Genomic DNA, 22,051 nt, shown 5'->3' with positions numbered 1-22,051 from the left:
AAGTCTCAGGTTTTTTTTCGCTGATGTTCAAGATAAAGGCTTCTCGCCACTGAAATTATTACGCTCAGAGCGAACAGGATGAACAGGCCGGTTACAAACCAAAATGTACCGCCGGTTAACAGGCTACCCGCCCATGAATAGACGATAGTGGCGGGTAACTGACCGATACCGGTGGCGATGAAAAAATGGCGAAACCGAATCGAGGTCAGGCCTGCTGCGTAGCTTACCGGATCGAACGGTACAAAAGGTAACAGTCGACAGACCAGAATGGTGTGCTTGCCATAACGCTCGAAAAAAGCGTCCATGTTGTTCAACACCGTTTTTCCGGTCAGTTTCTCCACCGCGCCACGGCCTAAAACGCGGGCAATAAAAAAGCACAGCGCCGCGCCGGCCATTGCGCTGCACCAGGACAATATGCCGCCCCAAAATGCACCAAACAGCGAGGCGTTGGCAAAGGTGATCACAAAAGCGGGAAGCGGGGCGACGATGGCCTGCAAGATCATCAGGAAGAATGAAACGACCGCCGCCTGAGTTCCGTAAGAACGAATAAAATTCTCAATTGCATGCTGATCGAGCGTGGCAAATGCCGCCAGGCTGGCGTGGAGAAAATCGCTCACGCCAGGTATCCACACCCACGCTATCAGCGCGAGCAGCAGCAGGATTATCACTCCTGCGCGGTAGTAATGGATGCGTCGTTTTATCATTTATCTGCGCACTCGTGAGGAGCTGACGGATCGATATACTTATACCGGGCCCAGGCTTTGGCTGCCTGAACGAGGGCGAATAACGCCAGCCCCGCCACGCTGAGCTTACCGATAAATGCCCAACTAATTCCTTCGCTGGCCAGTTCGTGCGACATCAGCGTATAAATAAAAATGCCTGGTAAAGTGGTTGCCGCAGATATCACGGTAAATGACCAGAACGGAATAGCCGTCAGCCCATAGGCGTAATTTTGAATGTTATAAGGGAACAGCGGCACGAGCCGGGTGAGGATCAGAAAGTCAACTCCGCTATGGGCAATACCTTTTTCGATAGCCTGAAACATTGTCGTATGCCCAACGTATTTCAGGAGCAGATCCCGTCCAAGCCAGCGAGCCAGCAAAAACGACAGCGACGAGGCCACGGTTGCTGCCACTAACGAGATAAGCGTCCCTGCCACGGGGCCAAACAGCACACCGCCGACGATCACCAGGATGCTGCCGGGGATCAGACACAGCGCAGCAACAATAAACAGCAGGATATAAAGCGTATAGCCGAACATACCGCTTTGGCGGATGACGTCTTGCAAATGATGGAAATTGGTTATCAGGTCGGTCAGACCATAATGATGGAAAACTCCCGCCAGAACGCAGAACAGGACCGCGACAATCAGCAGCCGGTATTCTGCTTTATGCGAACTTCTTTTTCATGGGGGTTCTCCTGTAAAACCGAGTGCAATGGAGCATTTTCATCAGCGAAAAGTGCGCGCGAAGATATAGTAAAATTCCGACTACAACAATGAATTACCGTTGCTTTATTGATTTTGCACCAAATAAACACACTCTCCAGGCCGGGCCCGGAGAGTAAAAAAACATAGAAGGTCAGACGCGAAATTTAGCCCATACCGGCGCATGGTCGGACGGTTTTTCCATGCTGCGAATTTCATAGTCGATGCCGGTTTCTTCGCAGCGTTCCGCCAATGGGTTGCTCGCCAGCAGCAGATCGATACGCAGGCCACGGTTATCGTCAAAGCCTTTTGAGCGGTAATCAAACCACGAGAACTGGTCATTCTTTTCAGGATTTGCGTGACGGTAGGTATCCACCAGACCCCAGCCCAGCAGGCGTTCCATCCACTCACGCTCCTCCGGCAGGAAGGAACATTTTCCGGTACGCAGCCAGCGTTTACGGTTCTCTTCGCCAATGCCGATATCGAGATCGGTTGGGCTAATATTCATATCGCCCATGATCAATACCGGATTGTCGCGCTTCAACTCTGTCTCAAGATAGTTTTGCAGGTTCTGATAAAACGCGGCTTTGGCCGGGAATTTAGTTTCATGGTCGCGGCTTTCGCCCTGCGGGAAATAGCCGTTGATCACAGTGATGCTGCCCAGAGGGGACGGAATTTCTGCCATGATGATACGACGCTGCGCTTCTTCGTCATCGCCCGGGAAGCCACGACGTACCGCAATTGGCGTTTCTTTCGTTAACAACGCGACGCCGTAATGGCCTTTCTGGCCGTGATAAAAGACGTTGTAACCGAGCTTTGCTACCTCTTCGAGAGGGAACATATCGTCGTGGACTTTTGTCTCCTGTAAGCCAATAACATCCGGTTGGTGTTTTTCGACAATGGCTGCCAGTTGATGGGGACGGGCACGCAGGCCGTTGATATTAAAAGAGACAAATTTCATAGTCACTGCCACTTTGCAAGATGAATAGTGCAAGGATGGTAGCAGAATTTCTGCAGACTGACTGCTTCTTGTCACCTGATTCCAACAATGATTGCTAATGGTGTTAACGATGGAGCAAAAACTGCACCGTTTTGGCGCGAAGCGCGTCGGAATGGAGCAATAATTTCCGAAAAATTTCGTATACGATCACAATTCCAGAATTATATTTGGCGACTGAATAAAACTGCGTTTTTTCCTCTGTTTAGTCACCTGATGCGCAAACATATTCACTTTATATGCACGTATAGTGAATATCGTCACGTTGTAACCTGTTGATATTCCGTTCTCGCCCTCCGTTTATGCACTTTTTTCGCTGGCTGGCACGAACCCTGCAATCTACATTTACACCGCAAACACTATATTTATTAACATATAAATAACCTTTTATTTACCGTTGAGGTCGCTATGTCTCTGTCAATTACGCGTGAAAATTTTGATGAATGGATGATGCCTGTATACGCTCCGGCCCCTTTTATTCCGGTGCGGGGTGAAGGTTCACGTCTGTGGGATCAGCAGGGTAAAGAGTATATCGATTTCGCGGGAGGCATTGCGGTTAACGCGCTGGGTCACGCCCATCCGGCATTGCGCGAGGCATTAAACGACCAGGCGAGCAAATTCTGGCATACCGGAAATGGCTACACCAACGAGCCGGTATTGCGTCTGGCGAAAAAGCTGATTGACGCCACCTTCGCCGAGCGCATTTTCTTCTGTAACTCCGGCGCAGAAGCCAACGAAGCGGCACTAAAACTGGCGCGTAAATATGCCCACGATCGTTTTGGCAGTCAGAAGAGCGGGATTGTGGCGTTTAAAAATGCCTTCCATGGCCGCACGCTGTTTACCGTCAGCGCCGGCGGTCAGCCCGCCTATTCACAGGATTTCGCGCCGCTGCCGCCGGATATCCGCCATGCCGTGTATAACGATCTCGATTCTGCCAGCCAACTGATTGATGACACGACCTGTGCGGTCATCGTCGAGCCTGTCCAGGGCGAAGGCGGCGTGGTGCCGGCAACAAACGCGTTTTTGCAGGGGTTGCGTGAATTATGCGATCGCCATAATGCGCTGCTGATTTTTGATGAGGTTCAGACCGGGGTTGGCCGTACTGGCGAGCTGTATGCCTATATGCATTACGGCGTTACGCCGGACCTGCTGACGACAGCTAAAGCGCTGGGCGGTGGTTTCCCCATCGGCGCGCTGCTGGCGACAGAGCATTGCGCCAGTGTGATGACGGTGGGTACGCACGGTACAACGTACGGCGGCAACCCGCTGGCGACGGCGGTGGCGGGTAAACTGCTGGAAATTGTTAACACGCCGGAAGTGCTCAACGGAGTAAAACAGCGCCACGACTGGTTTGTGGAGCGTATTAACGCCATTAACGAACGTTTTGGACTGTTTAGTGAAATTCGTGGACTCGGGCTGCTGATCGGCTGCGTGCTGAACGCGGAATTTGCCGGGAAAGCGAAACTCATCTCGCAAGAAGCGGCTGTTGCCGGGGTGATGGTACTGATTGCTGGCGCTAACGTGGTGCGTTTTGCGCCAGCGCTCAATGTCAGCGAAGAAGAAGTCGCCACCGGACTTGATCGCTTTGCGCTGGCCTGCGAACGCATTAAAGCAGGAGGTTCATCATGATGGTGATTCGTCCCATTGAACGTGCTGATATCACCGCGTTGATGCAGCTTGCCGGTAAGACCGGCGGTGGGTTGACCTCGCTACCGGCGAATGAAGCGACGCTGATGGCGCGTATCGAACGTTCGCTACAAACCTGGCGCGGTGAGTTGCCCAAAAGTGAGCAGGGATATGTATTTGTGCTGGAAGACAGCGCCAGCGGAACCGTGGCCGGGATTTGCGCCATCGAGGTGGCAGTCGGGCTTAACGATCCCTGGTACAACTATCGGGTCGGCACACTGGTCCACGCCTCGAAAGAGCTGAATGTGTATAACGCGCTGCCGACGCTGTTTCTGAGTAACGATCACACGGGTAGCAGCGAGCTTTGTACGCTGTTTCTCGATCCGGACTGGCGAAAAGAAGGCAACGGCTATTTGTTGTCAAAATCGCGCTTTATGTTTATGGCCGCGTTTCGTGACAAGTTTAATGAGAAGGTCGTGGCTGAGATGCGCGGCGTGATCGATGAACACGGTTACTCGCCGTTTTGGCAAAGCCTCGGCAAACGCTTTTTTTCAATGGAGTTCAGCCGGGCGGATTTTCTCTGCGGAACAGGGCAAAAAGCGTTTATTGCTGAATTAATGCCCAAGCATCCTATTTACACCGATTTCCTGTCTGATGAAGCACAAAGCGTGATTGGTCAGGTACATCCGCAAACGGCGCCCGCGCGGGCGGTGCTGGAGAAAGAGGGCTTTCGCTATCGCAACTATGTCGATATTTTCGACGGCGGGCCGACGCTGGAATGCGATATTGACCGGGTGCGGGCGATTCGTAAAAGCAGGCTGGTGGAAGTGGCGGAAGGTCAGCCAGCAATCGGCGATTATCCGGCCTGTCTGGTTGCCAATGAAAACTATCAAAACTTCCGCGTCATGCTGGTTCGCGCAGACCCGGATACCCAACGTCTGGTACTGACGGCGGCACAACTGGATGCCCTGAAATGCCACGCGGGCGACCATGTACGTTTTGTGCGTCTTTGTGCAGAGGAGAAAACAGCATGACACTATGGATAAACGGTGACTGGGTGGCGGGACTGGGCGAGCGTCGGGTGAAAACCAACCCAGTAGGTGGTGATGTGCTGTGGCACGGCAATGATGCCGATGCCACGCAGGTGACGCAAGCGTGTCAGGCTGCGCGTGCAGCTTTTGTCGGTTGGGCTAAACAGCCCTTCAGCGAACGCCAGGCGATTGTTGAAAAGTTTGCTTCATTGCTGGAAAGCAATAAGTCCGAGCTAACCCAGATTATCGCCAGGGAAACCGGCAAACCGCGCTGGGAAGCTGCGACTGAACTGACGGCGATGATCAATAAAATCGCCATCTCCGTCAAAGCTTACCATGCCCGTACCGGAGAGCAGCACAGTGAACTACCGGATGGCGCGGCAACGTTGCGCCATCGCCCACACGGCGTGCTGGCAGTTTTTGGTCCGTATAACTTCCCTGGTCATTTACCCAATGGCCATATTGTTCCGGCATTGCTGGCAGGCAATACGTTGATTTTCAAACCCAGCGAGTTGACGCCGTGGACCGGTGAAGCAGTAACTAAGCTGTGGGAACAGGCGGGATTGCCGCCGGGCGTGCTGAACCTGGTGCAGGGCGGACGTGAAACAGGGCAGGCGCTGAGTGCGCTGGAAGACCTTGATGGTCTGCTGTTTACCGGCAGTGCCAATACCGGTTATCAGTTGCATCGGCAGTTATCCGGTCAACCGGAAAAAATCCTCGCCCTCGAGATGGGGGGTAATAACCCGCTGATTATTGAGAATCCGGAGGATATTGATGCCGCGGTACATCTGACCATTCAGTCCGCATTTGTCACCGCCGGACAACGCTGTACCTGTGCCCGCCGCCTGCTGGTAAAAAAAGGCGCGCAGGGTGATGCGTTCCTGACGCGTCTGGTGGAGGTTAGTCAGCGTTTAATGCCCGGCAACTGGGATGCGGAACCGCAGCCGTTTATGGGCGGACTGATTTCCGAACAGGCCGCGCAGCATGTCTATGATGCCTGGCAGCGTCTGGCGTCGTTGGGGGGACGTACGCTGTTGGCGCCACGTCTGGTGAAAGCCGGAACGTCACTGCTGACCCCTGGAATCATTGAACTGACCGGGGCGGCGAACGTACCTGATGAAGAGGTTTTTGGCCCTCTGCTTGGCGTATGGCGTTATGACAGTTTTGATGAGGCGATTCGTGTGGCGAACAACACCCGCTTTGGACTGTCGTGTGGGTTAGTTTCGCCCGATCGCGGCCAGTTTGAACAGCTACTGCTGGAGGCTCGAGCAGGGATCGTCAACTGGAATAAGCCGTTAACCGGCGCTGCGAGTACCGCACCGTTTGGCGGCGTTGGCGCTTCCGGGAACCATCGCGCCAGCGCGTGGTATGCCGCAGATTATTGCGCCTGGCCGATGGCAAGTCTGGAATCACCGGTCTTAACGCTGCCAACGGCGCTTAGCCCCGGGCTGGATTTTTCTCGCGAGGATAATCTATGAAAGCCCGTGAGGTAAATTTTGATGGCCTGGTGGGATTGACTCACCACTATGCTGGATTGTCATTTGGTAATGAGGCCTCAACCAAACATCGATTTCAGGTGTCGAACCCGCGTCTGGCGGCGAAGCAAGGTCTGCTAAAGATGAAAGCGCTGGCGGATGCGGGTTTTCCTCAGGCGGTGATCCCCCCCCACGAGCGGCCTTTCATTCCGGTTCTACGTCAGTTGGGTTTTAGCGGCAGTGACGAACAGGTGCTGGAGAAAGTGGCGCGTCAGGCACCTCACTGGCTCTCCAGTGCCAGCTCCGCATCGCCTATGTGGGTAGCGAATGCGGCAACGGTTTGCCCTTCAGCAGATTCGCTGGACGGGAAAGTGCATCTGACGGTGGCGAATCTGAATAATAAGTTCCACCGTTCGCTGGAAGCGCCTACTACCGAAGCTTTGCTACGGGCGATTTTCCGTGATGAGAATAGTTTTGCTGTCCACGGTGCGTTACCCCAGGTTGCGCTTTTCGGTGATGAAGGGGCGGCAAACCATAACCGCCTCGGTGGAGATTACGGCGATCCCGGTGTACAGCTATTTGTTTACGGTCGTGAAGAAGGCAATGCATCCCAGCCGAAGCGCTATCCGGCAAGGCAATCCCGTGAGGCCAGTGAGGCGGTCGCACGACTGAATCAGGTTAACCCGCATCAGTGTATTTTTGCTCAGCAAAATCCGGATGTCATCGATCTTGGTGTGTTTCATAACGATGTGATTGCGGTGTCGAATCGCCAGGTGTTGTTTTGTCATCAGCAAGCGTTTGTCAGACAGCAGGCGTTATTAGAGCAGTTGCGTAGCCAGGTGGCAGGTTTTACCCCGCTGGAAGTCCCGACTGCGGAAGTTTCGGTGCAGGATGCGGTGACCACCTATCTGTTTAACAGTCAGTTGCTGAGTCGTGATGACGGTTCGATGATGCTGGTCCTGCCGCAGGAGTGCCGGGAGCATGCTGGTGTGTGGCGGTATCTGAACCGTCTTCTCGAGGAAGACAATCCGATCGATGATCTGCGGGTATTCGATCTGCGTGAAAGTATGTCCAACGGCGGCGGTCCGGCATGCTTGCGCCTGAGAGTGGTGCTCACCTTGCAGGAACAGCAGGTGGTGAATCCGGCGGTTATCATGAACGATATGCTGTTTAACACGTTGAATAACTGGGTTGACCGTTACTATCGCGATCGTCTTACCGCTGCCGACCTTGCCGACCCACAGCTGTTGCGCGAGGGGCGTGAAGCGCTGGATACGCTGACGCAATTGCTTAACCTCGGCTCTGTGTATCCTTTCCAGCAGGAGTGGCCGCGCCATGGATAACTTTCTGGCTATCACGCTCGCAGGCGCCACTCCAGAAAAAATGCAAGGAACCACTCATGGTTTTGACTGGCAGTGGATCGGTCACGGAATTCTGGAACTGACGCCGCTTGCACCCGTTGAACATTCTCTGGTGCTGTCTGCGGGGATCCATGGCAATGAAACCGCGCCAGTAGAGATACTCGACTCATTGTTGTCCAGGTTATTTAGCGGCGAGCTGGTACTAACATGGCGGCTACTGGTGATTCTGGGAAACCCGCAGGCGCTTGCTGCGGGAAAACGGTATTGTCATAGCGACCTGAATCGTATGTTTTGCGGCCGGTGGCAGATTTTTACCGCGAGTGAAGAAACGCGCCGAGCCCATGAGCTTGAGCTGTGTCTGGAGGATTTTTATTCGCGGGCGAAAGAGCCAGCACGCTGGCATCTGGATCTACACACCGCGATTCGCGGTTCACAGCATCTGCGCTTTGGCGTGTTGCCACAACGCAACGTTGCCTGGGATGAGGGTTTTCTTGAATGGCTGGGGGATGCGGGACTGGAGGCGCTGGTCTTCCATCAGGCGCCTGGCGGTACGTTCACCCATTTTAGCGCTGAACATTTTGGCGCACTGGCCTGTACGCTGGAACTCGGTAAAGCGCTGCCGTTTGGACAAAACGATCTGTCCCAGTTTGCGCAAACGGCAGACGCACTGGCGCAGTTGCTGCGAGGCGAGCGAGTATCGACGGGAGAAACATCTCCGCTGCGCTACCGCGTAGTGTCGCAAATCACGCGACGTAGCGATGATTTTATTCTCCATATGGATAACCAGACGCTCAACTTTACCCCTTTTAAAGAGGGAACCTTGCTGGCGCAGGACGGTGATGAACGTTTTATTGTCACCCATAATGTTGAATACGTTCTCTTTCCGAATCCCAACGTGGCCTGTGGTTTACGTGCCGGGCTGATGCTCCAAAAAATGTGATAAATATATATGCCTTGCAGGTTTATCCTTCAGGGCTTATTTTTGCGTGCTGTTTTTATTTATTACGGATTATTCCTGGTGAATTGCTTTCTTAATAAGCAGGGTTCAGGTATAGTTCTTCATAATCCTTTCAAAATCATCCTGTTGTAATTTTTTATTGCAACTCTGCGCAATTTATTCTTTTTTTCTTCATAATTGATGAAAATTTGTTTTTTATACTTTCACTGTTTTACCGTTGCTCTGATTAATTGACGCTTAAGCCGGTAAAGTTAATCTCGTCAACACGACATCACATTGCATAAGAGTCGCATGAGTGTCGTAAAAATAACTGAAAGAAAGGATAGAAATTATGCGTAAACTGACTGCTCTGTTTGTTGCCTCTACTCTGGCCCTGGGTGCTGCCAACCTGGCTCATGCCGCTGACACGACAACAGCTGCGCCAGCTGATGCCAAACCGATGATGCACCACAACGGTAAATTCGCCCCGCATCACGACATGATGTTCAAAGACCTGAACCTGACCGACGCGCAGAAACAGCAGATTCGCGAGATCATGAAAGGTCAACGCGACCAGATGAAACGTCCGCCGCTGGAAGAGCGTCGCGCGATGCACGACATTATTGCCAGCGATAGTTTCGATAAAGCGAAAGCCGAAGCGCAGATTGCGAAGATGGAAGAACAGCGCAAAGCCAACATGCTGGCGCATATGGAAACTCAGAACAAGATTTACAACATTCTGACCCCGGAACAGAAAAAGCAGTTTAATGCCAATTTTGAGAAGCGTCTGACAGAACGTGCAGCGCAGAAAGGTAAAATGCCACAAGCTGCCGAGTAATCGATCAGCGTCTACACTAAATCATTCATGCTGTGTTGCACTGATTGCCGCACAGCGTGAAACCAAACTCAAGACCGCCGCTCTTGTCCACAACACGTTTAACGATGTGGGCAGGATCGGCGGTTTTTTCTTTCCTGCCTATTGCACCGGACACACGACAAGCTATTCTCCTGAAGCCCGTGAAAATTCTACCTGGATCAGCGCGTTATTCTTTTTGCAAAATACCGGGTTCATCGCTAAGGCAAATCAACTCTGCTGCCGATAACAATAATCTGCAGGGTGAACATACCAATGATGATTTATGGCTGCCTGTTTACGGCGGGTTGCCGTGCTGCGTCTTTCTGGAGGGATGATGGAATACTTTGATATCCGCAAAATGCCGGTCAATCTGTGGCGAAATGGTGCGGGAGAAACCCGTGAGATTTGCTGTTTTCCGCCAGCAACACGAGATTTTCACTGGCGGGCGAGTATCGCCTCCATTGCAGCCAACGGAGAGTTTTCTCTCTTTCCCGGCGTAGAACGCGTGATTACCCTGCTGGAAGGTGGAGAAGTGACCCTGGAAGAGTCAAACACCTTCACACATACTCTGAAACAGCATCAGCCTTTTACCTTTGCCGGTGACAAGGTGGTAAAAGCGAAGCTGACAGAAGGGCAGATGTCGATGGATTTCAATATCATGACCCGACGGGATGTCTGCCAGGCGAAAGTCAGAGTTGCCGACCGCACGTTTACGACTTTTGGTTCGCGCGGCGGCGTGGTATTTGTTATCAGCGGTGCCTGGCAACTGGGCGATAAGCTACTGACCGCCGATCAGGGTGCAAGCTGGCACGACGGTAAACACACCTTACGACTGCTGGAGCGCGAGGGAAAACTGCTGTTCAGCGAGATTAACTGGATGCCGGGCCATTCTCCTGACGCAGTTCAATAATGTCATATTGACCAGACAGAACAGGCCGGCAGAGAATTTTGTAGCCATCATGGTCAAAGCCGGCCGGCATACGCGCCAGGGTAGCCGCTTCATCCAGCGTTGAAACGGTTCCCAGCCACAGCCAGTTGTTGATGATATGGTACTGTGTCATTTCAGCGCGGGTTTCCTGCAGCGCAATGGCATTGCTCCATGGCCAGCAAATCACTCTCACTCTTTCCAGCGCCTCTAACAGACGCAAATGATGGGCTTCATGACTCTCTTTCCCGCAGCACGCTCCGGCGCATCGCTTAAGCGCGGAGCGAAAACAGGCGCGCCCGCGACTCAGGGGTTCCAGCCCCAACAGGCCGTAGCACAGCTGTTGTTCATCCGCGAGGCTTTGCAACGCTTGTAGCGCTGCGCGACGATTGGCAAACAGGCCAAACAGATTGGGGGCATGGGAGAAATCAATATCTCGTGCGTAGACAACCTGAACAGTTCGGTCGGTAAGCTGCAAGGCGCAAAGCTGACGATTGCGCCGCAGTCGTTTATTAAACAACGGCTGCTGTTCTTTGATCAATCGCGCTTCCAGCAGCAGGGCACCAATTTCTCCCGCGGTACAAATCCAGCTAATGCGTTTGGCCTGACGCAGCATTGCTGCTTCGTTTGCGGTACGCAGGTGTGCCATCACGCGGCTGCGAATATTGACGCTTTTACCAATATAGAGCGGCATAGTGTCGCTTTCACTGTGAAACAGATAGACGCCTGGTACAGCGGGAAGCTCACTCAAAAATGGACGCAGGTGCTCAGGATATTCATAGATTGCCGCTGCCTCAAATGTCAGGCGCGGGGCTGATTGACGCCGTACCACTTCTCACTCCGGATGCTGGTTATTCATCCAGTGTAGCAGTTTGGAACCGATTAAAAAAGCGGCATCAGGCCAGGAGGGGGCCGAACAGCGGTGATCCCAGTGCTATCCGGCAATATGTGACTAAAAGAATTACGCTTTTTTCCAGAAGTCATCAAACACCGTAATCGGTGTGCGACGTTTGTGCTCGGTCTTCAGATACCAGCCTTCAATTTTTTTCGCGACGTCGGCAGCCAGCGTTTTTCCTTCCAGATAATCGTCGATGTTGTCATAGGTGACGCCTAATGCGGCTTCATCCGGCAGAGAAGGACGATCGTCTTCGAGATCGGCGGTTGGTGCTTTCTTATATAAATGTTCTGGGCAACCCAGCGCGGCAAGCAGTTGCTTACCCTGACGCTTGTTCAAACGGAAAATAGGGTTAATGTCAGTACCGCCATCGCCGTATTTGGTGAAAAATCCGGTGATGGCTTCTGCTGCATGATCGGTTCCCACGACAACGCCGCTGGTCATGCCGGCGATACTGTACTGAGCCTTCATACGTTCACGGGCTTTTTCATTGCCACGGACAAAATCGCTCAGTTCAATACCCGCTTCACGCAGGGCCTGTTCACTGGCCAGTACCGCACCCTTAATATTGACGGTGAGTACGCGGTCCGGTTGGATAAAGGCGATGGCATCCTGACAGTCCTGTTCATCAGCCTGAACGCCATATGGCAGACGTACGGCAATAAACTGCAGCGCGTCATTCCCCGTTTCTTCGCGAAGCTCGGAAATAGCCATCTGGCATAGTTTTCCCGCGAGCGTTGAGTCCTGCCCGCCGCTAATCCCTAATACCAGTGATTTCAGAAAGGGGTAGGTCTGCAGATAAGATTTAAGGAAATCCACGCTGCGGCGAATTTCTTCTTCTGCATTGATGTGCGGTTTTGCGCCAAGCGCCTGGATTATCTCTTGCTGCAGAGTCATTTAACCCCCTATGGAAAATGAAATGATCAAAAAAATGATGTGTTAAAATTATCGCGTTGAGGCCCAAACGACAAGGGATGCGAGCATCATTTTGTTTTAATAGAATTTTCCGAAACTGCCTAAGTATCATCTGATTGCTTGAAAAATGCGTTGTTGTGCTCCAGGCTTATATAACACGCTGAAATACAAGAGGACGGAATATGAACAAGAACCTAACAGGAATTCTGAGTGCAGCGGCTGTTTTGACTATGCTGGCAGGGTGTACGGCTTACGATCGTACCAAAGACCAATTTGTTCAGCCCGTGGTGAAAGATGTGAAGAAAGGGATGAGCCGGGCGCAGGTGGCGCAGATTGCCGGTAAACCTTCTTCTGAAGTCAGCATGATTCATGCGCGAGGGACATGCCAGACCTACATCCTGGGTCAACGAGATGGTAAAGCTGAAACCTATTTTGTTGCTTTAGATGACACCGGACATGTGATTAACTCCGGTTACCAGACCTGCGCAGAGTACGACACCGACCCGCAGGCGGCGAAGAAGTAACAACTGCTTATTGCCTGAGCATTCAGACGAACCGGCCATCGTGCCGGTTTTTTTGTGCCGAACGATCTTATTTATTGCCGCGAATTATTTGCCCGAAATGTGAGGGGGGTCATAACGACAGGTCAAGGAGAGACAATTTAGTTGGTCAAGGAAATACCATCCACTGGTGCAATCCCGTATACTCATTTCAGCCATCTAAAAAAGTAATTTAGCTGACGCAAGTTACCCAGAGCATGGATGCAGGTTATGGCTTGCGGAGTGTCTGGTTGACAGATAATCGCATATGAGGATCGTTTTAATGGAAAAGAAACACATTTATCTGTTTTGTTCTGCGGGCATGTCGACTTCATTGTTGGTTTCGAAGATGCGTGCTCAGGCCGAAAAATACGAAGTGCCGGTTATTATTGAAGCGTTTCCTGAAACGCTGGCCGGAGAAAAAGGTCCAACGGCCGATGTCGTGTTATTAGGTCCACAAATTGCTTATATGTTGCCCGAAATTCAGCGTTTGTTACCCAACAAGCCTGTGGAAGTGATTGACTCGCTGCTGTATGGCAAAGTCGATGGTTTAGGCGTGCTTAAGGCTGCTGTTGCAGCAATTAAAAAAGCCGCAGCAAATTAATTATTTTATTTTAATTTTTCCCGTCAAAGAGTTATTTCATTAACATTCACCGCAATTATTAATTGCGGTATTTAAGGGTATTTTTCTATGAGTAACGCTATTGCTTCACTTGAAAAGGTACTCCTTCCTTTTGCTGTAAAAATTGGAAAGCAGCCACACGTTAATGCAATCAAGAACGGTTTTATTCGTTTAATGCCGTTAACCCTCGCAGGGGCCATGTTTGTATTAATCAATAACGTTTTCCTGAGCTTTGGGGAGGGGTCGTTTTTTTATTCAATGGGCATTCGACTTGATGCTTCAACTATTGAAACGCTGAATAGCTTGAAAGGCATTGGTGGAAACGTCTATAACGGTACGCTGGGTATCATGTCATTGATGGCACCGTTCTTTATCGGCATGGCGCTGGCAGAAGAACGTAAAGTCGACTCACTGGCTGCCGGTCTGTTATCTGTCGCCGCGTTTATGACCGTAACGCCTTATAGCGTGGGTGAAGCCTATGCCGTTGGCGCGAACTGGCTCGGCGGTGCCAATATTATTTCCGGTATCATTATCGGCCTCGCGGTCGCGGAAATGTTCACCTTTGTGGTTCGTCGCAATTGGGTCATTAAATTACCTGATAGCGTACCGACATCTGTATCGCGCTCTTTCTCTGCGCTGATTCCTGGCTTCCTTATCCTCTCCATTATGGGGATCATCGCCTGGGCATTGAACACCTGGGGTACGAACTTCCACCAGATCATTATGGATTCCATTTCAACTCCGCTGGCGTCGTTGGGCAGCGTGGTGGGCTGGGCCTACGTGATTTTTGTTCCGCTGCTGTGGTTCTTCGGTATTCACGGTTCACTGGCGCTGACTGCGCTGGACAGCGGTATCATGACGCCATGGGCGCTGGAAAACATCTCTATCTACCAACAGTTTGGTTCCGTAGATGCCGCGCTGGAAGCCGGTAAGACGTTCCACGTCTGGGCGAAACCGATGCTCGACTCCTATATTTTCCTTGGGGGTAGCGGGGCAACGCTGGGTCTGATTATCGCTATCTTCCTGGCATCGCGTCGTCCTGACTATCGTCAGGTTGCTAAACTGGCACTGCCATCAGGTCTGTTCCAGATTAACGAACCTATCCTGTTCGGTCTGCCGATCATCATGAACCCGGTGATGTTTATCCCGTTCATCCTGGTGCAACCGATACTGGCGGCGATTACGCTGGCAGCTTATTACTCAGGCATTATTCCACCGATTACCAACATTGCACCGTGGACCATGCCAACCGGTTTGGGCGCGTTCTTTAACACCAACGGTAGTGTCGCTGCTCTGCTGGTCGCGCTGTTCAACCTCGGTATCGCAACGCTGGTTTACCTGCCGTTCGTGGTTGTAGCCAACAAAGCGCAGAACGTTATTGACCAAGAAGAAAGCGAAGAAGATATCGCTAACGCATTGAAATTCTAAATTTAATCCGGCATGGCTTCACGGTCATGCCGGACTGAACCAGAGGAAAAAAGTATGTTGGACATCGAGAATATCGTCGACACGCAGTCCGAAGCAGAAGAACTTGAAGAAGTGGTGATGGGCCTCATCATCAACTCCGGTCAGGCGCGTAGCCTGGCGTACGGCGCACTCAAAATGGCCAAGCAAGGCGATTTCGAGTCGGCCAAGGCGATGATGGACCAGTCTCGTCTGGCGCTGAACGAAGCGCACCTCGTGCAAACGAAACTGATTGAAGGCGATCAGGGCGAAGGTAAAATGAAAGTTAGCCTGGTGCTAGTCCACGCGCAGGACCACCTGATGACATCAATGCTGGCGCGTGAGCTGGTGACTGAACTGATTGAACTTCACGAAAAGCTGAAATAGCGAGGAGTGCATAATGCAGCTACAGATTAACGCACCGGAAATCAAAACCGTTTATGAACAGCAGCTGTTTAATGGCAAAAATTTCCATGTGTTCATCTATAACAAAACTGAGAGTATCAGCGGGCTGCATCAGCATGACTACTATGAATTTACCCTGGTTTTAACCGGGCGCTATTATCAGGAAATCAACGGTAAACGCGTACTACTCGAACGTGGAGACTTTGTCTTTATCCCGTTGGGATCGCACCACCAAAGTTTTTATGATTTTGGTGCGACAAGGATCCTTAACGTCGGCATCAGTAAACGTTTTTTTGAACAGCACTATCACCCGCTACTGCCATTTTGTTTCGTTGCATCGCAGGTCTATCGGGCGAATAACTCGTTTCTTACCTATATTGAAACGGTTATTGCATCACTTAACTTTCGCGAGAGCGGACTGGATGAATTTGTAGAAGTGGTCACCTTCTATATTATTAATCGGTTACGTCATCATCGCGAAGAGCAGGTGTTGGATGATATTCCGCAGTGGCTTAAAACCACCGTCGAGACCATGCACGACAAACGGCAGTTTAGCGAGAACGCGCTGGAAAATATGGTACACCTGTCCGCGAAATCCCAGGAGTATCTGACCCGTGCAACCCAGCGTTATTACAGCAAAACGCCGATGCAGATTATTAATGAAATCCGCATTAACTTTGCTAAAAAACAGCTGGAAATGACGAACTATTCTGTAACGGATATTGCTTACGAGTCTGGCTACAGTAGTCCAAGCCTGTTTATTAAAACGTTTAAAAAGCTGACGTCGTTTACACCGAATAGCTACCGTAAGAAATTAACTGAATTTAATCAGTAGATATTATTTGCCAATAACCCATTTTTTATAGCTTGCCCAAAATAGCGTCGGGACAGCCACGCTATACCTGACATACGGGTTGAGCATAATACACGTCAGTGTTTTGACACTGAAGGGAGAAAGTATGAGCCAGAAATTAAAAGTCGTCACTATCGGTGGCGGGAGCAGCTACACCCCTGAATTACTTGAAGGCTTTATTAAGCGCTATCATGAATTACCGGTTTCTGAGTTGTGGCTGGTTGATGTCGACGGTGGAAAAGAGAAACTGGACATTATTTTTGACCTATGCCAGCGCATGATCGATAAAGCCGGCGTACCGATGAAGTTGTTTAAAACGCTGGATCGCCGTGAAGCACTGAAAGATGCTGATTTCGTTACCACCCAGCTGCGTGTAGGGCAACTGCAAGCCCGTGAAAAGGATGAACGCATTCCGCTGAGCCACGGGTATCTGGGGCAGGAAACCAACGGCGCTGGCGGGCTGTTCAAAGGCCTGCGTACCATTCCGGTTATCTTTGATATTGTTAAAGATGTGGAAGAATTGTGCCCGAATGCGTGGGTGATCAACTTCACTAACCCAGCCGGGATGGTGACTGAGGCGGTTTATCGCCATACGAATTTCAAGAAATTCATCGGCGTATGTAATATTCCGATCGGCATGAAAATGTTCATCAGCGACGTGCTGGCGCTGAAAGAGAGTGATGACTTATCTATCGACCTGTTTGGTCTGAATCATATGGTCTTCATTAAGGATGTTCTGGTCAACGGTGTGTCACGCTTTGATGAACTGCTGGACGGCGTTGCTTCGGGTCAGTTGAAAGCCTCTGGCGTGAAGAACATCTTCGACCTGCCGTTCAGCGAAGGGTTGATTCGTTCGCTGAAGCTGCTGCCGTGCTCGTATCTGCTGTACTACTTCAAGCCAAAAGAGATGCTGGCGATCGAAATGGGCGAGTACTATAAGGGTGGCGCACGTGCTCAGGTAGTACAAAAAGTAGAAAAACAACTGTTTGATCTCTATAAAAATCCTGAGCTAAACGTTAAACCGAAAGAGCTGGAGCAGCGCGGCGGGGCCTATTACTCCGATGCGGCCTGTGAAGTGATCAATGCCATCTACAACGACAAACAGACTGAGCACTATGTCAACATTCCACATCATGGGCATGTTGATAATATTCCTGCGGACTGGGCGGTTGAGATGACCTGTACGCTGGGGCGTAACGGTGCTACGCCGCATCCGCGAATTACCCATTTTGATGAGAAAGTGCTCGGCCTTATCTATACCATTAAAGGTTTTGAAGTGGCGGCGAGCAACGCAGCGTTGAGCGGTGAGTTGAATGATGTGCTGCTGGCGCTGAACCTGAGCCCGCTGGTGCATTCTGACAGCGATGCCGAAATTCTGGCGCGTGAGCTGATTCTGGCGCATGAAAAATGGCTGCCAAACTTCGCCGGGTGCATTGAGAAACTCAAAAGCGAACAACACTAACCGAGGTCGGCTATGGAACGCGTACTGATTGTAAATGCGGATGATTTTGGCCTGAGTAAAGGACAAAACTACGGCATTGTTGAAGCTTGTCGCAATGGTGTTGTCACCTCGACCACGGCGCTGGTTAACGGTGCGGCAATTGACCATGCGGTACAGCTGAGTCGCGACATACCTGAACTTGCCGTCGGAATGCACTTTGTTCTGACGCTGGGCAGGCCGTTGACGGCAATGCCAGGCCTTACTCGTGACGGGGTACTGGGGAAATGGATCTGGCAGATGGCGGAGGAAGACACTCTGCCGCTGGATGAAATTTCTCAGGAACTGGCCGCACAGTATCAGCGTTTTATTGACCTGTTCGGGCGGGAGCCGACGCATCTGGATAGCCATCACCATGTGCATATGTTCCCGCAAATTTTCCCTATCGTAGCAGGGTTTGCTGCCCAGAAGGGGATTGCGTTGCGTATCGATCGTCAGGCGGTATTCCAGGCGTCTGACTTACCGGAAACCTTACGGACTTCCCAGGGATTCAGCAGCGAGTTTTACGGTGAGGCGATTTCTGAAGCTCTGTTTTTGCAGATGCTTGATGCGTCAGCCGATCGCGGAGAATCCTCGCTGGAAGTGATGTGTCATCCGGCTTTTATCGATGACATTATTCGTCAAAGTGCCTACTGTTACCCCCGCTTAACTGAGCTCGACGTGCTGACGTCTTCGTCACTGAAATATGCTATTGCGGAGCGCGGTTATCGTCTTGGCAGTTTTCTAAACGTGTAATTCCTGAGTTTGCGGCGCTTGATGCGCCGCATTTTTTTAGGCCGGAATCGTGTCTATTTTTCCGACGCGTGACCAGACGCGGTGCGCGGTCATCAGCGTCAGCAGGGTATCCATGAACTGTGTGTCTGCACTGTCCGCTTCCACCACGCCTTCTTCTCCTTCCTTTTTGATATTCAACGTTGCTTTAAACTGACGAGCATCGCCAGCCAGGGCGATAGGTTTCAAGTGCTTATACGCTTCGAATAAGTAATATCGGGCATCATCGTTCGTAACGATATCCGCGAGATTGCCGCACGGAACGATAACCGCATCGACCGTCAGGGTAGATCCATCATCGGCAACTACATTCCCCATCCGGGAATAGAGTAGTTTGGCATGAACACCTTCGGCCTGTAGGGCTTGCATGATGGCGAGCAGATCGGCCGATTTCACCTGGTTATTAAGTAAAATGGCGACCATGCGGCCAGTTATCATTGATGGAATTCGGTTCATAGTTGGCCGGATTGGTATCGATGTCCATGCAATGCATGCCGTCACGCTGGAAATTATGATACGGACAGGTTGGGCGATTAATTGGGATTTCATGGAAGTTGGGCCCACCCAGACGACTGATCTGGGTATCGGTATAGGAGAACAAGCGGCCTTGCAACAAGGGATCGTTAGTAAAATCGATGCCCGGGACGATGTGTCCGGGATGAAAAGCCACTTGCTCATTTTCGGCGAAAAAATTGTCCGGATTGCGGTTTAGCACCATTTTACCGACGAGTTGTACCGGAACCAGTTCTTCAGGTATCAATTTCGTTGGATCGAGCAGGTCAAAATCGAACTTGAATTCGTCCTCTTCGGGAATGAGCTGTAGCCCCAGTTCATATTCCGGATAATCGCCCGCTTCAATCGCTTCCCACAGTTCGCGGCGATGAAAGTCGGGAGCCCGACCTCAGCGGCGCAGGTACAGGCCGATGACGTAAAGCGCGATGAACCAGGCAAACAGCGCACGCAAGGCAGGACGTCAGGAGGCAAAATCGGCTAAGATAGTGGTTTTCTGATTTTTAGAATTTGTCTTTAGTGAAGCAACTGATTATGAAACCTCTTCGCCAACAAAATCGTCCGGTTATCAGCTATGTTCCTCGCGTGGAGCCCGCTCCACCAGAGCATGCGATTAAAATGGATGCGTTTCGTGACGTATGGATACTGCGCGGAAAATATGTCGCTTTTGTCTTAATGGGGGAGGCGTTTCAACGTTCGCCCGCATTTACGGTCCCGGAATCAGCGCAGCGCTGGGCTAATCAGATTCGTCAGGAAAATGAACTGAGCGATTAATGGATATAAAAAAACCGCCGGAGCATGATACTCCGGCGGTTTTTTGTTTTTTAGCTGACAGACTTAGCGATGCGCCAGTTCGGCGTTATCGTCGCTGTCCAGAATTGTTTTATCGGTCTGCTTCAGCCATTGACTGGTCAGCGTACCGGCAGTCATGGAACCGCTTACGTTCAACGCAGTACGACCCATGTCGATCAGCGGTTCAACGGAGATCAACAGCGCAACCAGCGTGACCGGCAGACCCATAGCAGGCAGAACGATCAGTGCGGCAAACGTTGCACCGCCACCGACACCCGCAACCCCTGCGGAACTCACGGTCACGATACCAACCAGCGTGGCAATCCACATTGGGTCCAGCGGGTTGATTCCAACGGTCGGCGCGACCATTACTGCCAGCATTGCCGGGTACAGACCCGCACAACCGTTCTGGCCAATCGTGGCGCCAAAAGAGGCGGCGAAAGAGGCGATGGATTCAGGCACGCCCAGACGACGGGTTTGCGCTTCAACGTTCAGCGGAATTGAGGCTGCGCTGGAACGGCTGGTGAAGGCGAAAGTCAGCACCGGCCACACCTTACGGAAGTATTTCAGCGGGCTAACGCCGTTAATACCCAAGAGGATCCCGTGAACCACGAACATAATGCCCAGACCGAGATAAGAGGCCACGACGAAGCTACCCAGCTTAATGATATCCTGCAGGTTGGAACCGGCAACCACTTTGGTCATCAGCGCCAGAACACCGTACGGCGTCAACTGCATCACCAGACGAACCAGCTTCATCACCCAGCTTTGCAGGGTATCGATAGCCACCAGAACGCGCTCGCCTTTTGGTGCATCATCCTTCAGCAGTTTAAGTGCGGCTACACCCAGGAATGCTGCGAAGATAACTACGCTGATAATCGACGTCGGGTTGGCGCCAGTCAGATCGGCAAACGGGTTTTTCGGAATAAACGACAGCACCAGTTGCGGAACGCTGAGGTCAGCCACTTTGCCAACATAGTTGGTTTCAATCGCGTTCAGACGGGCCGTCTCGGCACCACCTTGCACCAGACCTTCTGCGGTCAGGCCGAACAGGTTGGTCACCAGAACCCCGACCAGTGCGGCAATCAGCGTGGTAAACAGTAGCGTTCCGATGGTCAGGAAGCTGATTTTACCTAACTGAGAGGCATTGTGCAGACGCGCAACGGCGCTGAGAATAGATGCAAATACCAGCGGCATAACAATCATCTGCAGCAACTGGACATAACCGTTGCCGACAATGTTGAACCACTGTACGGAATCTTTAAGAACCTGGCTGTCGGAACCATAAATGGTGTGCAGGGCAAGGCCGAACACGACACCCATGATCAGACCGACCAGTACTTTTTTGGCCAGACTCCACTGTTTGTGACGGGCTTGCGCCAGCACGAACAGCAGCACTACGAACACGATAATGTTCGCGATTAATGGAAAGTTCATCCCCGTTCTCCTGATCTTATTATACGTATCACCGTTTAAAGGTGATTCTGTTGGCGCAAGATTAGCAGAACTGTGACTTGCCTCTTATATTCAAATGGAATTGTTTATACCGAAAATGACTTTTTGGCTGATTTATTAGTCAATCTGATGCGTTATGAAACGATTGAACTGCATTTGTAGCGTATTAATCATCTGCGAAGACCAGCGTACCGCGCTGTTCTCTTGTACGGTCTGCGGCATCCAGATTGCCCATGCGAACAGTGCCATGCACAGAAACCGCTCCAGTTGGTTGCCTTTTTGCGGCACGAGGATGGGCAGACGAAAACGCCAGCGGCAGGGCCAAAGCAGGGGAACGCCCGCCGGGGTCAGCATATCGGCCAGAATATGGCTGAGATAACCGAGAACCATACCTTGTAAGGCATCAGCCGGTATTATCCAGGTGTCCGGGACTTTCAGGTAAAACGTGGTCAGCAGGGCAAAGACTGCAAGCAGGCTATGTGTAAACCCGCGATGACCAAATGCCCGGGCAATGGGCTTTGATATCCACTTCAGACGCTGCCCCAGCAGGGATTTGGGATGATCAATATCCGGCAGCAGGCACGTTAAAATGGCGGAAGGAACAATATGCCACCAGTCACCCTGCGCAAGAACGGGCGTTAGCTCGGCATTCTTGGCAAATACCGCACAGGCAATAGAAAAAAGAAGGTGGCCTTCCGCCGTCATGATAAAACCCAATA

22 protein-coding genes and 1 pseudogene are annotated in these 22,051 nt (G+C 51.4%); 15 read left to right on the top strand and 8 right to left on the bottom strand.

The window, feature by feature from the left end:
- Positions 1–5: 5 nt before the first annotated feature.
- The 3 genes from OGV85_RS09060 to xthA form a co-directional block, all read right to left on the bottom strand.
- A complete protein-coding gene (locus OGV85_RS09060) occupies positions 6–704 on the bottom strand; it encodes a TVP38/TMEM64 family protein (RefSeq protein WP_061548483.1) in 699 nt (232 codons plus the stop codon).
- A complete protein-coding gene (locus tag OGV85_RS09055; RefSeq protein WP_181522823.1) occupies positions 701–1,357 on the bottom strand; it encodes a TVP38/TMEM64 family protein in 657 nt (218 codons plus the stop codon). Before OGV85_RS09055 ends, OGV85_RS09060 begins: the two co-directional genes overlap by 4 nt.
- Positions 1,358–1,580: 223 nt before the next feature.
- On the bottom strand, positions 1,581–2,387 hold the full coding sequence (xthA, locus tag OGV85_RS09050; RefSeq protein ID WP_003030642.1) for an exodeoxyribonuclease III: 807 nt from the start codon (positions 2,385–2,387) through the stop codon (positions 1,581–1,583).
- A 444-nt stretch (positions 2,388–2,831) separates the two neighbouring features.
- On the opposite strand from xthA, the gene astC reads away from it, so the two are divergent.
- The 7 genes from astC (at position 2,832) to ves (ending at position 10,619) form a co-directional block, all read left to right on the top strand.
- Positions 2,832–4,052: a succinylornithine/acetylornithine transaminase gene (gene astC / locus OGV85_RS09045; protein ID WP_003840894.1), complete on the top strand. Its 1,221-nt coding sequence runs from the start codon at positions 2,832–2,834 to the stop codon at positions 4,050–4,052.
- Positions 4,049–5,083, top strand: coding sequence for an arginine N-succinyltransferase (gene astA, locus OGV85_RS09040; RefSeq protein ID WP_032936105.1), 1,035 nt, complete (start codon positions 4,049–4,051; stop codon positions 5,081–5,083). The genes astC and astA overlap by 4 nt, the downstream gene beginning before the upstream one ends.
- Positions 5,080–6,558 (top strand): succinylglutamate-semialdehyde dehydrogenase, encoded by a 1,479-nt coding sequence (gene astD / locus OGV85_RS09035; protein ID WP_061548481.1) that lies wholly within the window; start codon positions 5,080–5,082, stop codon positions 6,556–6,558. Before astA ends, astD begins: the two co-directional genes overlap by 4 nt.
- Positions 6,555–7,898, top strand: coding sequence for an N-succinylarginine dihydrolase (astB, locus tag OGV85_RS09030; protein ID WP_177712163.1), 1,344 nt, complete (start codon positions 6,555–6,557; stop codon positions 7,896–7,898). The genes astD and astB overlap by 4 nt, the downstream gene beginning before the upstream one ends.
- A complete protein-coding gene (astE, locus tag OGV85_RS09025; protein WP_061548479.1) occupies positions 7,891–8,856 on the top strand; it encodes a succinylglutamate desuccinylase in 966 nt (321 codons plus the stop codon). Before astB ends, astE begins: the two co-directional genes overlap by 8 nt.
- Positions 8,857–9,205: 349 nt before the next feature.
- The gene (gene spy / locus OGV85_RS09020; protein WP_003030629.1) at positions 9,206–9,691 is read left to right on the top strand and encodes an ATP-independent periplasmic protein-refolding chaperone Spy; all 486 of its coding nucleotides are present in this window, start codon (positions 9,206–9,208) and stop codon (positions 9,689–9,691) included.
- Positions 9,692–10,043: 352 nt separating this feature from the next.
- Complete coding sequence (ves, locus tag OGV85_RS09015) at positions 10,044–10,619, top strand: environmental stress-induced protein Ves (protein WP_003030626.1); 576 nt, start codon at positions 10,044–10,046, stop codon at positions 10,617–10,619.
- Here ves and cho read toward each other — a convergent pair.
- Positions 10,579–11,466, bottom strand: coding sequence for an excinuclease Cho (cho, locus tag OGV85_RS09010; protein ID WP_061548477.1), 888 nt, complete (start codon positions 11,464–11,466; stop codon positions 10,579–10,581). The two genes, ves and cho, sit on opposite strands and share 41 nt — an antisense overlap.
- A 129-nt stretch (positions 11,467–11,595) precedes the next feature.
- A complete protein-coding gene (nadE, locus tag OGV85_RS09005; protein WP_032936096.1) occupies positions 11,596–12,426 on the bottom strand; it encodes an NAD(+) synthase in 831 nt (276 codons plus the stop codon).
- Positions 12,427–12,626: 200 nt separating this feature from the next.
- Between nadE and osmE the strand changes: the two genes are divergently transcribed.
- The 7 genes from osmE (at position 12,627) to chbG (ending at position 18,539) form a co-directional block, all read left to right on the top strand.
- A complete protein-coding gene (gene osmE, locus OGV85_RS09000; RefSeq protein ID WP_003030621.1) occupies positions 12,627–12,968 on the top strand; it encodes an osmotically-inducible lipoprotein OsmE in 342 nt (113 codons plus the stop codon).
- A 298-nt stretch (positions 12,969–13,266) separates the two neighbouring features.
- The gene (chbB, locus tag OGV85_RS08995; protein WP_003840900.1) at positions 13,267–13,587 is read left to right on the top strand and encodes a PTS N,N'-diacetylchitobiose transporter subunit IIB; all 321 of its coding nucleotides are present in this window, start codon (positions 13,267–13,269) and stop codon (positions 13,585–13,587) included.
- Positions 13,588–13,674: 87 nt separating this feature from the next.
- Entirely contained in the window at positions 13,675–15,033 is a 1,359-nt protein-coding gene (gene chbC, locus OGV85_RS08990) for a PTS N,N'-diacetylchitobiose transporter subunit IIC (protein ID WP_003030619.1), read from the top strand.
- A 54-nt stretch (positions 15,034–15,087) separates the two neighbouring features.
- Positions 15,088–15,435, top strand: coding sequence for a PTS N,N'-diacetylchitobiose transporter subunit IIA (chbA, locus tag OGV85_RS08985; protein WP_003030618.1), 348 nt, complete (start codon positions 15,088–15,090; stop codon positions 15,433–15,435).
- A 10-nt stretch (positions 15,436–15,445) separates the two neighbouring features.
- A complete protein-coding gene (chbR, locus tag OGV85_RS08980; protein WP_085951046.1) occupies positions 15,446–16,288 on the top strand; it encodes a transcriptional regulator ChbR in 843 nt (280 codons plus the stop codon).
- Positions 16,289–16,412: 124 nt separating this feature from the next.
- Positions 16,413–17,768 carry a 6-phospho-beta-glucosidase gene (locus OGV85_RS08975; RefSeq protein WP_003030616.1) on the top strand — a complete coding sequence of 452 codons (1,356 nt, stop codon included), beginning with the start codon at positions 16,413–16,415 and terminating at the stop codon, positions 17,766–17,768.
- Positions 17,769–17,780: 12 nt separating this feature from the next.
- Positions 17,781–18,539, top strand: a complete 759-nt coding sequence (gene chbG / locus OGV85_RS08970; RefSeq protein ID WP_044700002.1) for a chitin disaccharide deacetylase — start codon at positions 17,781–17,783, stop codon at positions 18,537–18,539.
- Between the two features lie 36 nt (positions 18,540–18,575).
- On the opposite strand, the pseudogene OGV85_RS08965 reads toward chbG, so the two are convergent.
- Positions 18,576–19,476, bottom strand: a pseudogene (locus tag OGV85_RS08965) (catalase); the annotation flags it as partial.
- A 119-nt stretch (positions 19,477–19,595) separates the two neighbouring features.
- Here OGV85_RS08965 and cedA point away from each other — a divergent pair.
- A complete protein-coding gene (gene cedA, locus OGV85_RS08960; RefSeq protein WP_071992542.1) occupies positions 19,596–19,859 on the top strand; it encodes a cell division activator CedA in 264 nt (87 codons plus the stop codon).
- Between the two features lie 63 nt (positions 19,860–19,922).
- On the opposite strand, the gene tcyP is transcribed toward cedA, so the two are convergent.
- Positions 19,923–21,314 (bottom strand): cystine/sulfocysteine:cation symporter, encoded by a 1,392-nt coding sequence (gene tcyP, locus OGV85_RS08955; RefSeq protein ID WP_003030608.1) that lies wholly within the window; start codon positions 21,312–21,314, stop codon positions 19,923–19,925.
- 135 nt (positions 21,315–21,449) lie between these two features.
- The gene (locus OGV85_RS08950; protein ID WP_086551139.1) at positions 21,450–22,049 is read right to left on the bottom strand and encodes a metal-dependent hydrolase; all 600 of its coding nucleotides are present in this window, start codon (positions 22,047–22,049) and stop codon (positions 21,450–21,452) included.
- Positions 22,050–22,051: the final 2 nt, after the last annotated feature.

Origin of the sequence: Citrobacter sp. Cf132 (genome assembly GCF_030333885.1) — a bacterium.
GTDB lineage: Bacteria > Pseudomonadota > Gammaproteobacteria > Enterobacterales > Enterobacteriaceae > Citrobacter > Citrobacter freundii.
This window is presented reverse-complemented; position numbering and strand designations above follow the sequence as displayed.